Source organism: Thioflexithrix psekupsensis (assembly GCF_002149925.1).
In the GTDB taxonomy this organism is placed as follows: domain Bacteria; phylum Pseudomonadota; class Gammaproteobacteria; order Beggiatoales; family Beggiatoaceae; genus Thioflexithrix; species Thioflexithrix psekupsensis.
The window spans coordinates 56,746-71,351 of sequence record NZ_MSLT01000006.1 but is presented as its reverse complement, the minus strand read 5'-3'; the positions used below and the strand labels follow the sequence as shown (position 1 = coordinate 71,351).

General features: G+C 45.5%; 9 protein-coding genes. 4 read left to right on the top strand and 5 right to left on the bottom strand.

The genetic code is table 11. The features are described from left to right. Nucleotides 1-4: 4 nt before the first annotated feature. The 4 genes from bktB to TPSD3_RS01605 all read right to left on the bottom strand — a co-directional run bounded on the left by bktB (nt 5) and on the right by TPSD3_RS01605 (nt 4,294). On the bottom strand, nt 5-1,186 hold the full coding sequence (gene bktB / locus TPSD3_RS01620; protein WP_245391501.1) for a beta-ketothiolase BktB: 1,182 nt from the start codon (nt 1,184-1,186) through the stop codon (nt 5-7). A gap of 124 nt (nt 1,187-1,310) precedes the next feature. Further along, complete coding sequence (locus TPSD3_RS01615) at nt 1,311-2,606, bottom strand: citrate synthase (protein ID WP_086486847.1); 1,296 nt, start codon at nt 2,604-2,606, stop codon at nt 1,311-1,313. A 201-nt stretch (nt 2,607-2,807) separates the two neighbouring features. Beyond that, a complete protein-coding gene (locus TPSD3_RS01610) occupies nt 2,808-3,785 on the bottom strand; it encodes a tetratricopeptide repeat protein (protein WP_086486846.1) in 978 nt (325 codons plus the stop codon). A 41-nt stretch (nt 3,786-3,826) separates the two neighbouring features. Beyond that, a complete protein-coding gene (locus TPSD3_RS01605; RefSeq protein ID WP_086486845.1) occupies nt 3,827-4,294 on the bottom strand; it encodes a DUF697 domain-containing protein in 468 nt (155 codons plus the stop codon). Between the two features lie 112 nt (nt 4,295-4,406). On the opposite strand from TPSD3_RS01605, the gene TPSD3_RS01600 reads away from it, so the two are divergent. The 4 genes from TPSD3_RS01600 (at nt 4,407) to TPSD3_RS01585 (ending at nt 8,811) form a co-directional block, all read left to right on the top strand. Next, nucleotides 4,407-5,300 carry a DMT family transporter gene (locus TPSD3_RS01600; protein ID WP_086486844.1) on the top strand — a complete coding sequence of 298 codons (894 nt, stop codon included), beginning with the start codon at nt 4,407-4,409 and terminating at the stop codon, nt 5,298-5,300. A 106-nt stretch (nt 5,301-5,406) separates the two neighbouring features. Beyond that, nucleotides 5,407-5,631 (top strand): hypothetical protein, encoded by a 225-nt coding sequence (locus TPSD3_RS01595; protein ID WP_086486843.1) that lies wholly within the window; start codon nt 5,407-5,409, stop codon nt 5,629-5,631. A gap of 11 nt (nt 5,632-5,642) precedes the next feature. Further along, nucleotides 5,643-7,673: an Lcl C-terminal domain-containing protein gene (locus tag TPSD3_RS01590; protein ID WP_086486842.1), complete on the top strand. Its 2,031-nt coding sequence runs from the start codon at nt 5,643-5,645 to the stop codon at nt 7,671-7,673. A 178-nt stretch (nt 7,674-7,851) separates the two neighbouring features. Beyond that, a complete protein-coding gene (locus TPSD3_RS01585) occupies nt 7,852-8,811 on the top strand; it encodes a DUF2887 domain-containing protein (RefSeq protein WP_086486841.1) in 960 nt (319 codons plus the stop codon). Nucleotides 8,812-8,843: 32 nt separating this feature from the next. On the opposite strand, the gene TPSD3_RS01580 is transcribed toward TPSD3_RS01585, so the two are convergent. Next, nucleotides 8,844-14,516 carry a type I polyketide synthase gene (locus tag TPSD3_RS01580; RefSeq protein ID WP_086486840.1) on the bottom strand — a complete coding sequence of 1,891 codons (5,673 nt, stop codon included), beginning with the start codon at nt 14,514-14,516 and terminating at the stop codon, nt 8,844-8,846. Nucleotides 14,517-14,606: the final 90 nt, after the last annotated feature.

Sequence of the window (14,606 nt, the reverse complement as noted above, 5' to 3'; positions counted from 1 at the left end):
AAGACTACAACCGCTCAATCACCGCTGCAATCCCTTGTCCCCCACCAATACACATGGAAATTAAACCATAACGGCCACCCGTGCGATGTAATTCGTACAAGGCTTTAACCGTAATTAATGCACCTGTCGCACCAATCGGATGACCGAGAGAAATACCACTACCATTGGGATTGGTTTTGTCGGCGGGTAAATTTAACTCCCGCGCCACCGCCAAAGCCTGCGCGGCAAAAGCCTCGTTTAATTCGATTACATCCATGTCAGCGATGCTTAAACCCGTTTGTGCCAATACCTTTTGAATCGCAGGAATGGGACCAATGCCCATATACTTGGGTTCAACGCCCGAGTGCGCGTAACCGACTAAGCGTCCCATCGGTGTTAACCCTTTGCTTTCAGCCGCATCCCGCGCCATTAACACCACCGCCGCCGCGGCATCGTTTAAACCCGACGCATTGCCCGCAGTGACAGAACCTTCCTTATTAAAAACAGGGCGTAATTTTGCCATGCCTTCGACTGTGGCATCGCCGCGAATATGCTCATCTTGCGTAAATAAAGTGGTGCCTTTGCGGGATTTTAATTCAATAGGAAGAATTTGATCCGCAAAATAACCTTGTGCAGTGGCATTGGCGGCGCGGCGATGGCTTTCTACGGCCAGCGCGTCTTGATCTTCACGGGAAATTCCCCAGCGAGCGGCTACATTTTCCGCCGTCACACCCATGTGACAACTGTCAAAGGGGTCTGTTAATGCCCCAACCATCGCATCAACCACTTGGGCATCGTTCATACGTTGTCCCCAACGTAAGCCCGGCACCCAATATTGCGCCCGACTCATCGATTCCGCTCCGCCCGCCACGGCAGCCACAGCATCACCCAAACTGATCGCTTGTGCCGCGCAAACAATCGCTTGTAAGCCACTGCCACACAAACGATTTAACGTATAAGCCGGCGTTTCAATCGGCAAACCGCCCTCAATCGCCGCCACCCGTGACAAGTACATATCCCGCGCATCCGTATGAATGACGTGACCAAAAACCACTTGTCCCACATCGGTGACATCCACCTGAGCGCGTTTTAACGCTTCGCGCACCACCGCAGCGGCCAATGCGGTCGCTGGCTGATCTTTTAAACTGCCACCGTAGTCACCAATAGCGGTTCTTACGCCACTTAAAAAAACAACATCTTGTGTCATACTCATTATCTCCTTTGGGTGTTTTACTTGTTCTGATCAGATAAAGAAAGCAGCTTAGAAAAAAACCTTCCTAAGCTGCTCTACATAATAGGTTAATTAAGGCACGTTAAAAATAACCTATTTTTTAACGTTTACCCAAATCAACATAATCGCGCATCGCCGCGCCCACATAAAGCTGACGTGGACGGCCAATTTTCACATTGCCTTCTTCCATCATCTCGTTCCATTGAGAAATCCAGCCCGCAGTCCGCGCTAAAGCAAACATTGCAGTAAACATATTCAACGGAATCCCTAACGCACTTAAAATAATACCCGAATAAAAATCAACATTCGGATACAGTTTACGTTCAATAAAGTATTCGTCTTCTAAGGCGATCCGTTCTAATTCCATGGCGATTTCAAACAATGGCGCATGTTCAGCATTCAGTTCGTGCAGCAATTCGTGGCACACTTGATTAATAATTTTCGCACGGGGATCGAAATTTTTATAAACACGATGCCCAAAACCCATCAAGCGCGTGGGATTATTCTTGTCTTTAACGCGAGCAATATAATCAGGAATATTCTTAACGTCTTGAATTTCTTGCAACATGCGAATTACGGCTTCATTCGCGCCCCCGTGTGCAGGCCCCCATAAGGTCGCAATCCCTGCTGCAATACATGCAAACGGATTGGCTTGCGAGCTGCCCGCTAAACGTACGGTAGAAGTACTGGCATTTTGTTCATGATCCGCATGTAAAATTAACATGGTTTCTAAGGCATGAACGGCCGTTTTATTAAATTTATATTCTTCTGTCGGGGCAGAGAACATCATGTAAATGAAATTTTCCACATAACTTAAATCGTTACGCGGATAAACATAAGGCAAGCCTTTGGTATAACGGTAACAGTTTGCGGCAATCGTTGGCATTTTGGCAATCAAACGCAACGCGCACAATTCACGATGTCGTTTGTTATTGATGTCCATAGAATCATGATAATACGCCGACAACGCACCCACAATGCCCACCAACATCGCCATAGGATGGGCATCACGGCGGAAGCCGTTGTAAACACTGCGCAATCCTTCGTGCAGCATACTGTGGCTGTTCATGGAAGTTTTTAGGCTGATCAACTGCTCTGCACTGGGCAGTTCCCCATAAAAAAGCAGGTGAAATACTTCTAAGAAACTGCTTTTTTCAGCAAGCTGATCAATGGGATAGCCGCCATGTAACAAAATGCCTTTGTCACCATCAATAAAGGTGATTTTGCTTTCGCAACTGGCAGTGGTCATGAAGGCAGGGTCGAAAGTGAACATCCCCAACTCTTTGGGTAGGGCTTGACAATCGATGACAGGGTGGCCGTGTACGGCTTCGCGCACGGGACATTTAAACGATTTGCCAGTGGTATCATCCGTAATGGTGACGGTTTTAGTATTCATACGTTTCCCTTTTCAGTGGTTGAGCTGAAATGCGTAGGCTCTTGATCCGCGTTGCGGTAGGCGCATTGTCATGGCAGCAACACGGCGTAAACGACAGGTTTGCAGTCACAACAATGTCATTAGATTTTAACCTGTCTGGTGGTTAGCGGCAATGGATTTATAATTTTTGTTTATCATTGAGATAAATGGCTGTGCAATTTTTCACCCATCTGTATCCAAATTGTCTTCGTGGCGTGGTTCGGTTGTCTGTTCTTGTGGGGGAAGGGTGGGTGGCGTGGGCGTGGATTCGGCAGGAGGAGAAATTCCGCGTTGTTGTAGCAGCCACATGAGTGCGGCATGTTGTGCGGCTTCTTGTTGTATGGGCGTGCTGTGCCAGCGCACCAGCTCATCTAGGGAACTTAGGGCTTCTGTGTTGCCGTGGTAGGCCGAGAGAATAAACCATTGCATCGCTGTAATCACGTTACGTTTTACTCCCTTAGCATCTCGATACAGTGTCCCTAATAAGGCCATTGATACGGATTCGCCCAACGAAGCTGCCCGTGTCAGCCAATATTCAGCTTGTTGAAAATCTTGCGTAAGCAGTTCTCCCGTCAAGTAGAACGTGCCTAAACGCGCTTGGGCATCGGCAACATTGGCCTGAGCAGCTTGTTGTAACCATTCTAAAGCGCGTGCGCTGTTGGGTGCAGTTCCTACGCCGTCTTGAAACATGATGGCTAATTTGAACATTGACAGCGCATCACCCGCTTGGGCTGCTGTCCATGTGCGATCAAATTCGTCTGTGTAAGCGGTACGCAATTCGTAGCGCACACGTTGCAACGGTTCAATCGCCAGCGGGTAATGCGGCGCGGCGGCTTTTAACCAGCGTAAGGCTAAACTTAAATCCCGATCTATGCCCTCTCCCTGCGCATACATCAAGCCTAAACGGTATTGCGCCATAACCACCCCTCGATGAGCCGCTTGTTCTAAAAATCCTGCGGCCGTTGCTCCTTGCCCTTGTTCTAACAAGGTCATGGCTTGTTGATAATCCGAGTCAGCGTGTGCGGCGGCGTGTAGGGTATCGGCAGCGATTTCTACCGTAGCGCGTTCTGACTCGTCTGAAGTATTCGGAGTGGCGAGGGCTTCATTTAGAATCGCGGTGTGCAGCCAAACGGCACAGAGGAGTGTGCTGGTCAAGGTCATGGAACTGTCCTTTTGGGAAATGGTCAAGTTTCCCTATTCTATTACAATTCTTTTAACCATGCGCCACTTTCAAAATGCCGCACAAATAATTTTCCAATGACATAAACAATAGCAGCCGAAATAATTGGTTTGGTAATGAGTGTGGCGATAGTGGTTAATGGGGTGATTTTGGTGGCGTAATGAATGAGGTAATGACTAATCCAACTGGTATGCGCACCACCCAATACGGAGGCAACAGCCACTTTTGCTTTGTGGTCTGTCCATGGGGTTTGGTAGAGTTTGGATAAGTCGTAAGTCAGTTTGGCGAGTAACGCGCCCACAGTCACTTGTCCCAAAAACGGCGCAGGAATCGCACCCACTCCGCCCGCGATCAGGGAGTATTTTTTTACGATATTCAGCGCGTCTTTACGCACTGCTTTGCGTTCTCGATAGCTCAATTTGGGCGGGTTGGCTGAAGAAGAGGCATCGCCTTCTTCTGTTACAATTAGGACATCGGTTTGAGTGGCCATTGGTTTTTCCTTGAAAAGTGAGTTGAAGGGATGAAATCGTGGCCATGATAGAATGATCTGGGAAAAAAAGTAAAGTTTGTCATTGTGTTATCTCCCCATTAGTGTGTGTTATATGCCTGAACGATTAAAGAATAATCCATTGTTATTAAGTGCGTTGTTGATTGTGGCTTCGGAGTTGATGTTTGCCTCTATGGCGGCAACGATTAAAATTGCTTCGGTGGCGTTGCCTATTGAGGTTATTGTTTTTTTTCGCAATTTAATTGTTATTATTTTGTTATTGCCTTGGGTTTTTTATTATGGTTTTTCTTTGTTAAGTACGGAAAAATTGCATTTGCATTTTATTCGCGCTTTAGCGGGTTTGGGGGCGATGTATTGTTTTTTTTATACTTTAGCGAATATTCCTTTGGCGGAGGCGGCGTTATTAAAAATGACATTGCCGTTTTTTCTTCCGATCATTGCTTGGTTATGGTTAGATGAGCGCATTTCAGGATTTATTCGGTTGGCGATTGGTGTGGGTTTTGTGGGTGTGGGAATTATTTTACAACCGAATTGGGAGCATTTTAATTATATTGCTTTATTTGCTTTATTAGGCAGTGCATTAGCGGCGTTGGCTAAAGTGGGCATTCGTAAAATGGCCAGTACAGAACCCAGTACGCGCATTGTGTTTTATTTTTCAACCATTAGTGCGGTGGTGGCTGCATTGCCTTTATTGTGGGCTTGGCGCACGCCTGATGAGCAGGGGTGGATATTGTTGGGGATGTTGGGTTTATTTGGGACATTAGGGCAGTTATTAATGACAAAAGCCTATGGTCTTGCGCCATCGGGACAATTGGGTGGTTTTAGTTATGTGGCGGTGCTTTTTTCTAGTTTATATGGTTGGTTATTGTGGGATGATTTATTAGATTATTGGTTTTTTATTGGCGCAGTATTTATTGGTTGTGCGGGTTTGATGATTATGTTTGAATCTCAACGCGGTCATCGGGGAGCGGTGGGGTCAGTTCTTTGAGCAGGAAATGAATTTTCCCCGCTTTAGAAAAAACAGTGAAAATAGGCTACGATAGCTATACATTGTCAGTTCGGTTGTGCTTTGGATTCATTTTTAGGAGGCGATCATGAGTTTACAAAATAGTTTGGATGGTTTGACTGAGGAATTACGCCGTCGTAGAAGAGAGGCGCAGGAAAGTATTGATTCTTGCTGTGATACTTCTGATGATTTGCATGGGTTTTACGGTGTGGATAGTGATGATATAGTGTCTTATGATTTTAATCATCATGCCAATGATCAATACGAACCTCCCCATAGTGATGATTTTTGTGACGATGTCAGCAGTGATTAGAGGACAATTTTATGGAACCTTTTACTTCCTTTCTCTTGCTTACCGCTTCACAAACAATTATTCACGCTGTCCCACGGGTTTTGGGTCAAGTGGTTGCAAATCATGGCAACAAGAGAAATAACCGCGATTTCATGGAGATGATTCGCGGAAACAGCCGTTTAATAGAACTGCAAGCCAATCATCAAAAGCAATTGGCCATCATTTATCATGAGCGTAATGATATTGAAATGACGCGCCTTGAAATGGAAAAAGCCATTGCGCTATCTGACCATGAGGATAGACGCGAATTATTGGAGTTAAAAGCCAAAGAATTGCGCTTAACAGAACGCTTGGCGCAACAAGAACAGGTTTTTCGCGCTCAAGAAAGTGCGTTATATCGTGAATTATTGCGCGAGTTAAAAACGCAAGAAATTGATGTGAAATTGCAGGAAATTCAAACGCAATGGGATGCCATAGAAAAAAATTGGCCATCTCGTTTAAATCGCCGCGATACGGAAGAGTTGTTGTTAAAAGGTCGTACTGAATATCCGTTGTTATTGTTGATTGCGCCGCCAAATATTAGCCGCAGTTGTCCTGATTCTTTTCAGAATAATTTACCACAAGAATTGCGCAATCATTTAAAGGCGTTTATTAAAACCCAATACGGAAATTCAACTTATCCCGTAGAGCTTTATGCAGATTATTTTAATCGGGATATTTTTGATATTGATGTGAAACAATTGCGTCATGTGTTATCGCCTTTGCCTACGGTGGTGATTTATTGTGACATTACCGACAGAGAAGTGTATTTTCATGTGGGCAGTTGGGGTTGGGGAAATGCTGAATTTGCTGAAGTGACATCCGAACCTTGGAATTGGCGCGATGAGAAAAATCGCCTGCAAAAAGATGAGCCTGATGTCGATGAGTGTTTATATCAATTGCGTTTAGAAGTTATTGATATGTATAAGGTTTTATCCAGTTTCTTAGTGGATTGGTATTATCTTAATTCAGACCGTCATTATTTGCCTGTTTTGCCCGCGATAAAATCGGACTTTCCCAGAGAAGATTTAGTTTTTCAAATTGAGTTAATAGAAGCCGTACATCAACGGAATTTAGCCTGTAGTGCTTATGATGATGGGGTGCAGTGTTTGCGTTTGGAATTATTTGCGCAAGCGGTGACGCATTTTCAAACGGCATTGCGTTTGTCGGCGGATTTTTCAGAGGCGGAATTGTACTTGGGCATTGCATTATGCGGGGCAGAACGTTATGCCGAAGCAGAACAGCAATTAGCCGCGGTATTAAAGCAAGAACCGCAAAATGTATTTGCGTTGAATTATTATGGATTAAGTTTGTTGCATTTAAAGCAATTATCAGCGGCTTTAACGTGTTTTGAGCAATTGGTAGAGTTGAATCCTGATTGTGCCGATGGTTGGTTGCATTTGTCTGAAACTTTATCTGCATTAGGGCGTGGAAAATTGGCAACGCCGTATTTGGATAAGGCTAAGAAATTGCCGCCTTGTGCTTCTCCTATTGTGCCTGTGGTTTCTAAAGTTGTGCCTGTGGTTTCTAAAGTTGTGCCTGTGGCTTCCAAGCCCGTCTTGATTAAAGACCGTTATCGAGACAACGGCGACGGTACTGTCACTGATATTAAAACCAATCTCCAATGGATGCGCTGCTTAGTTGGGCAGACATGGCAGGATGGTCGCTGTCACGGAGAGGCACAGGAAATGTATTGCGATACAGCGGTGGCACTAAAAGCTGATTTCGCAGGACATAGCGATTGGCGACTCCCGACGATTGAGGAACTGCGCAGCTTGGTTTACTGTAGCAGCGGAAAACCTGCCTATTTTCCGAATAATGGCAAAAAGTGTGAAGGGGACTATCAACGTCCGACTTTGGTGCAGGAAGCGTTTCCTGATGCGTCTGAATGGTTCGTTTGGTCTTGCTCCCCTGTTGCGGGCGGCACAAGCAACGCGTGGGGCGTGGGTTTCAACAATGGTAGTGACGACAACAGCCCTCGCTACGGCAGTAATAACGTTCGGTTGGTGCGCGGCGGACAGTGATTTGCATTTTTTCTTTGAGGCTCGCTTTTTGGTTGAATTTGGGTTTGGTTTGAATCAGGATTTTCAGAATTAAAGAATTTTCAGAATTAATCCGTTCAAGAAATAAATTTTTCTTTAATTCTGGAAATTCTGAAATTTTGTAAATTCTGATTCTGACAAAAAAAAAGGACACCCCACAATGCCCCGCTCTCCAAAAATCCTACGCGGTACAGATGAAAATTTTCTACAATTAATGCAATTAACTGGTGCAGGCTTATTAAAATTGGCAGGTTTTGATGCCAAATTAGCTGAAATCTACCAATTTAGAGCGGTTGAATTGAAGGAAAAACAACTACAACGTCCCGATGTCGAAGGTATTCCTGTGATCGACATCGCCAATAAAAAACGGGTAACACTGGAATTTCAAGGCTATTCAGACCCTTACATTCGCTATCGTTGTTTAAGCAACATGTTACGAATGAGCTTAACCAACCAAGATGGCATAAAAATTACGGGCATTATCGTCTATACTGATAAAAAATATCAGGAAGCCGCTTTACCATTCAGCGAAATATTAGACGGATTTTCACCAGAAAATAATTTCATTCAAGAAATTGTTTTAACCGATTATACCGAAGAACAATTAATAGCGATTGATCCGCATTTAGTCATGCTTGCGCCTTTTACTATTTCGGAGAAATTAGATGTTCCTCAATTTCAACTGAAAGTAAAAAATTGGTATAAACAACTGAACGATCTTTATCCCGACATTAGCAAGCTAAATAAGGCATTAGATATTGTTGGTTTATTCCTATTAAACCGTTTTCGTTATCTAACTCAAGAAGAGGTGATTAACATGTTAAATTTAGACTTATTAGACACCCGCGCAGGACAAGACCTTTATCGCATGGGGATGACTGAAGGTGAGGTTAAAGGTGAGGCGAGAGGCAAGGCCATAGGCGAGGCAAGAGGCAAGGCCATAGGCGAACTTAAAGGCCAGCGCATCGCGCTTGTTAATCTGTTAAAAAAGCGTTTTGGAAAACTACCCAAAACTGCCGAAGCCAAAATTAAAAAAGCCACCTCCGCCGAATTAGAACAGTGGATTTTGAATGTTTTGGATGCGAAAACAATTGATAATGTTTTTCAAGAATTAGAATAAATCTTCAGGTGGGCAATGCCCACCTTAATACCCTATTTCCCCCCCAATTCCTGCTCAATTAACGCCGCTAAACTGGCTTCATCTAAATCATCTAAATAGGCGAATTCTTCCGTGTGATTATCGGCTTTATCCGTTGTGGTGGGTGCAATGGTTTCTTTAGGAATAAATTGCTCACTTAAATAGCCTAATAATTCAGCAATTGATGGATAATTAAACAACAAACTCACAGGCAAACTGGTGTTTAATGCTTTGGCTAAAGCGTTGCGAATGTCCACAGCCATTAACGAATCCATTCCCAATTCCATTAACGGCTTTTCTACATCAATATTGTCATTGGCTTCAATGCCGATAATGCGCCGTGTGACTGAAATAACATATTCGCGTAACAAATTCAAACGCGATTCCGCAGGCGCATCAGCCAAACGTTGTACTAATTCTCCCGCGCCCGCGGCGGAGGACGTGACAGCGGTGGAATGTGTGGGGGTGTCTGTTGAGCGGGAAAGCGTGGCAAAATGCGCGAAAAATCTCGCATTTCCCCCACGAATCGCCAAATAACGCGCCCAATCACACGAGATCACCATCAATTCCGCAGGTAAATCTGTAGTAATCGACAATAAATGCCCTAAAGTGGTCAAAGCCTGTGTTTTTTCTAAGGGAATAATGCCTTGTTCGCGCAATTTTGGCATCAAATCAGCGGCCATTCCCAATTCCCACGGGCCCCAGTGGACACTAAGACCTGTCATCCCTTGTTGTTGTCGGTATGCGGCTAAATGGGCTAAAAAGGTATTCGCGGCGGCGTAATTGCTTTGTCCTGCATTACCGAGTACGGACGCGGCCGAAGCAAATAATACAAAAAAGCGTAAAGGTAAAGCTGTTGTGTATTCGTGCAAGTGCCACGCGCCGTACACTTTAGCCGCTAACACCGATTCCAAACGCGGCCACGATAAATTTTGAATTAAGCCATCATCCAACGTTCCTGCGGCATGAAACACGCCAGCTAAGGGCGGTAAATCCGCCAAAACCTGATCCAATGCCGCATACAATGCCACTTTATCCGTCACATCGACCGCGACCAGTCGCACTTTGTCAGACAAAATATTGTCCGTTGTGCCACGGCGGCTGAGTAAAACAATGGACTCCGCGCCTTGCTCTAACAACCATTCCGCACACGCCAGACCTAACGCGCCCGTGCCACCTGTAATCACATAAGTTTCATGGGCTTGAATGGCGACAGGCTTGGTTTTTTGTGCGGGTGTGTAGGGCGTGAGTTGGGGAATAAAGCGTTGTGTGCCACGCCACTGGACTTGTTTATCCTCTGTTTTAGTCAACACTTCGCGCATCAATGGCGTAACCATTTCAGAGATAAGCCCTTGTTCTATCAAGGTAAAATCAATACAACGGCTATTTAGTTGTGGCTGTTCATTGTGTAAAACAGAAATAAAACCCCATAAACTCGATTGTAAAACGGAATGCGTCGTCTGATGCGCAAAAACCCCTTGTGTCATCCACCATAAATAAGGCGTATCCGCACGCGCCAATACAATTTGACTCAATAATAAAGCCGATCCCACACTTTCCCGTTGTGTACTGGCTAAATCGTCTGATTTTGCGTCCAAACTCCACAAATGCAGCACCGAAGTCAGCGGTTTTGCGCCGATTTGGGCAAAAATCGCCTGATATTCGTCACTGGACAGCGGATCGGTGATATTTAACACGCGAATCGCGGGATCATCGATCCCTTTTGCCGTACCGAGATAGACCAAAGTAATCGCTATTGTATTCATATCAACAGAGCGGGCTGAAGTCAAAATCGCCTGCGCCAACGCCTGCCCGATTCCCGTTTGATCGGCGAAAATCACCCCATTTGTCCACAAATTGAAATCCAATACCTGTAAACCCACAGGCAAATCCGCCGCTTGCCACGTCATTTGATAGCATAAATCGGCTAATGGCGAGGTAGATTGTGGTAAAAATGCGTCGCGGCGCGCTTCTCGCCCTTCAAAACCGATAAATTCAGCCACTCTCGCGCCATTACTGGCATCGAACAGGGAAATATCCCCTTCTAACCAGCCTTCTCGCGCATCGGAACGCACTTTAGCATAGGCGAGTAAATGTTGTTGTTCTGAAGGGGCTTGATAAAAGCGCAAAGATTGTACGCCAAATGGCACAAAAGTGTCTGACACCGCCAAATCCACCGACACCGCTAACAACCCAAAACACGCATCCAATAACCCCGGATGCAATTGATAGCCCGCGATTTCTGTGGCTAAAGCAGCAGGCACTTTAATTTCACACAAAGCCTCGCGCTCCCCGCGCCAAATCTGCTGCACCCATTGGTAATTCACGCCCAAATCAATATGACGCTGGGCTTGAATTTGATACACCTGTTCAGGCGTGAATACTTGGGGACAACGGCTTTTTATCTGGTGCAATTGCGCCAAATTTAATTCCGTATAATGGGGCGGCATGATGTCAGCCGACCATTGCCCGGTGACGTGGGTTGTGGGATCGCTGGGATGAGCGGGATCGAAGCTGATCAAGTGATAATTCGCCTGTTTACGCGGCAATTGTTCTTCAACCCACAGTTGCACCGTGCGCCCTTGCGACGGAATCACTAAGGCATGTTGGAAAAAAACATCGGATAACACACAAGATGTTGGGTTAGTATTGTCAAAATTACCCGATTTCGCCAATAAATGCGTAAAAGCCCCTAAAATAAAAGAAAGGTGACTCGCACCTGATACCACAACGTGTTGATAAACGCGATGATCTTGTAAAATGGGTAATGCGTCAATATGAAAATTCGTTTCAAATAAATGCGCGTGTTGCGTGGGTAATGGAGAGTGTCGATCAATTAAGGGATGCAAACGCGATAAAGCCGCGGTGCGCGGCCGTTCAATACAATAACGTTTGCGTTGAAAAGGATAAGTCGGCAGTGTCACTCGTCGCACAGAATGCCCTTGTGCGACGGCTGCGCCGTCCAATCGCCAACCCGACACCAATAATTGTCCCGCCGCATTTAACATTTGCTGCCAATCTGAATGGCCATGACGCAAACTATTTAACCACAATAAGCCTTCTTCTCCTAAAGTTTGCTGCGCCATCGCGGTTAATGCAGGACGGGGGCCGATTTCTAAAAACGCATTAATGTTTAATTCATCGCGCAAATAATGCAAACTCGGTGCAAATTGTACGGTATGGCGTAAATGTTCACACCAATAATCGGGATGAGTGACTTCATTGGTGACGATTTTTCCCGTTAAATTAGACACCAAAGGCAATTGTGGCGGAGATAAAGTGACTTTGGCAATAATCTCTTTAAATTCGCTTAAAATGGGCTGCATTAACGGCGAATGAAACGCATGAGAAACGGTTAAAGCTCGCGTTTTAATACCTTGCTGCTGACAATAATCGGCAATGGTTTGCACCTCTTTAGCCGCGCCAGAAATAACAATATTAGCAGGGCTATTGATCGCGGCAATAGACACGGTTTTTTCATAAGGTGCGACGGCGATTTTGACCTGTTCCAATGGCGCGAATAAAGTCATCATGACTCCACCCGCAGGCAAACTGGCCATTAAACGCCCCCGCGCTGCGATCAGCGTCAAGGCATCGGTTAAGCTGAACACGCCCGCGATACAAGCCGCCACATACTCCCCTACACTATGCCCCAACACCGCCGCAGGCTGCACGCCCCACGCCTGCCACAATTTGGCTAAAGCATATTCCAACACAAATAACGCAGGTTGCGTATATTGCGTGTGATCCAGCCAAGGCGATTCGCCGTCTATTGCTAAGGCATCAGGATATAAAACCTTTAATAAAGAAATCGGCAAAATATCTTTTAATTGCGCATCACAATCATCTATGATTTGGCGGAATAAAGCTTGCGTTTCATACAAGGTTTTCCCCATATTAATATATTGCGCACCTTGACCGCTAAATAAAAAAGCAATTTGTGGCTTTTTCTGTGTTGTACTGCGATAAACAAAATCAGGTAAATGATCGGCTGTAATTTCGGCTAATTGTTGTTGTAATTGGGCTTTATTTTCAGCGATAAGGGCGAGGCGTTCCGTAAAATAACTCCGTCCCACTTGGCTGGTGTAAGCTATATCGGCTAATGAATCAGAATTGTGATTTAAAAAATCCTGATATTGCTGTACCATCGCCATTAATGCCGCGGGCGTTTTCGCGCTTAATAATAAAAGATGATGGGAACGCGGATCGGCTTCTTCTGTCTTTATCGCAGAGGAATTTGGCGCGTCGCCGAGAATGACATGCGCATTAGTGCCACTGAAACCAAAGGAATTAATGCCCGCTAAACGCGGTTTATCGGCCGTTTTTGTCCATGCGATGGGTTTTACAGGAATTTTAAAGGGTAAACTGTCCCAATCTACTCGCGGATTGCCTTGCGTAAAATGCAAATGTTGGGGAATTTGTTGATGTTTTAAGGCGAGTAATAATTTAATTAATCCCGCGACTCCCGCGGCCGCTTCTAAATGGCCAATATTGGTTTTCACTGAGCCGATAATTAAGGGATGTTGGGCGTTGTGATTGGCAGCAAAAACCTGCGCCAATGATCCCACTTCAATGGGATCGCCCAAAGGCGTGCCAGTGCCGTGCGCTTCGATGTAATCGATGTCAGCGGGGTTAATTTTGCCACGTTCTAAGGCTTGACGAATGACTTGTTGTTGCGACGGGCCGCTGGGTACGGTTAAGCCACCGCTTGGGCCGTCTTGATTCACGGCTGAAGCACGAATCACTGCATGAATGACATCGCCATCGTTTAACGCATCGCTTAATCGTTTTAATAACACAATGCCGCACCCTTCCGAACGCACATAACCATCAGCACGCTGATCAAAAGTCTTACATCTGCCATCTGAAGACAACATGCCGGCGGTAGAAAAATACGTGCTGACTTCGGGCGCGAGAATTAAATTAACGCCACCCGCGATCACCATATTCGATTCTCGACTGCGCAAACTCTGGCAGCCCAAATGTACGGATAATAAAGAAGAAGAACACGCGGTATCGACAATGGTACTCGGCCCCGTCAAACCTAACACATAAGAAATTCGCCCTGCGGCCGGACTCAATAACGCGCCCGTTCCCACATACGCGCCGATCTCATGCGCGGGCAACATGCCCAATTGACGAATCGCGTAGTCAACACTACTAATACCAATAAACACGCCCGTTGCACTGCCAAACAATTGATCAGGAATAATATTGGCGTGTTCTAAGGCTTCCCAAGTGATTTCTAATAATAAACGTTGTTGGGGATCGAGTTGTAAGGCTTCTTTGGGCGCGATACCGAAAAATTGCGGCTCAAACGCATAAACATCGTGATCTAAAAAACCACTGCAACGGGTGTTAATTTTACCTTGAAGGCTACGGTCGGGATGATAATAGTCATCGACATTCCAGCGATCTGCTGGCACTTCAGAAATGGCATCAATGCCTTGTTGCAACAATTCCCAATAGGCTTGGGGATGATTTGCCCCACCGGGAAAACGACAGGCATAACCCACAATGGCAACGGGTTCTGTATTTTGAGCGTGTTGTTGTAGACGTTGTTCTAATTGCTCTATGGCTTTGTAAGCGCGTTTTAGCGATTCAATGTGGCGATTCTCTAAAGTCATTCGACGCGATGCGGGACACCTTGAACGGTGGGGATAGCACGTCGGCGGGGGCCGACCCATTCCCGCGACTCCTATTAGTTGGCTATCTGTCAATAATTGTTGAGTTAGGTTTTCATCTCAATTTTCTACACCCAAATTAAGCCATTCATC

Bases quoted from the DNA above. Each gene is read 5' to 3' on its own strand.
- TPSD3_RS01590 (WP_086486842.1), top strand. From the start codon at position 5,643: ATGGAACCTTTTACTTCCTTTCTCTTGCTTACCGCTTCACAAACAATT.
- bktB (WP_245391501.1), bottom strand. From the start codon at position 1,186: ATGACACAAGATGTTGTTTTTTTAAGTGGCGTAAGAACCGCTATTGGT.
- TPSD3_RS01600 (WP_086486844.1), top strand. From the start codon at position 4,407: ATGCCTGAACGATTAAAGAATAATCCATTGTTATTAAGTGCGTTGTTG.
- TPSD3_RS01605 (WP_086486845.1), bottom strand. From the start codon at position 4,294: ATGGCCACTCAAACCGATGTCCTAATTGTAACAGAAGAAGGCGATGCC.
- TPSD3_RS01580 (WP_086486840.1), bottom strand. From the start codon at position 14,516: ATGGGTCGGCCCCCGCCGACGTGCTATCCCCACCGTTCAAGGTGTCCC.
- TPSD3_RS01585 (WP_086486841.1), top strand. From the start codon at position 7,852: ATGCCCCGCTCTCCAAAAATCCTACGCGGTACAGATGAAAATTTTCTA.
- TPSD3_RS01595 (WP_086486843.1), top strand. From the start codon at position 5,407: ATGAGTTTACAAAATAGTTTGGATGGTTTGACTGAGGAATTACGCCGT.
- TPSD3_RS01610 (WP_086486846.1), bottom strand. From the start codon at position 3,785: ATGACCTTGACCAGCACACTCCTCTGTGCCGTTTGGCTGCACACCGCG.
- TPSD3_RS01615 (WP_086486847.1), bottom strand. From the start codon at position 2,606: ATGAATACTAAAACCGTCACCATTACGGATGATACCACTGGCAAATCG.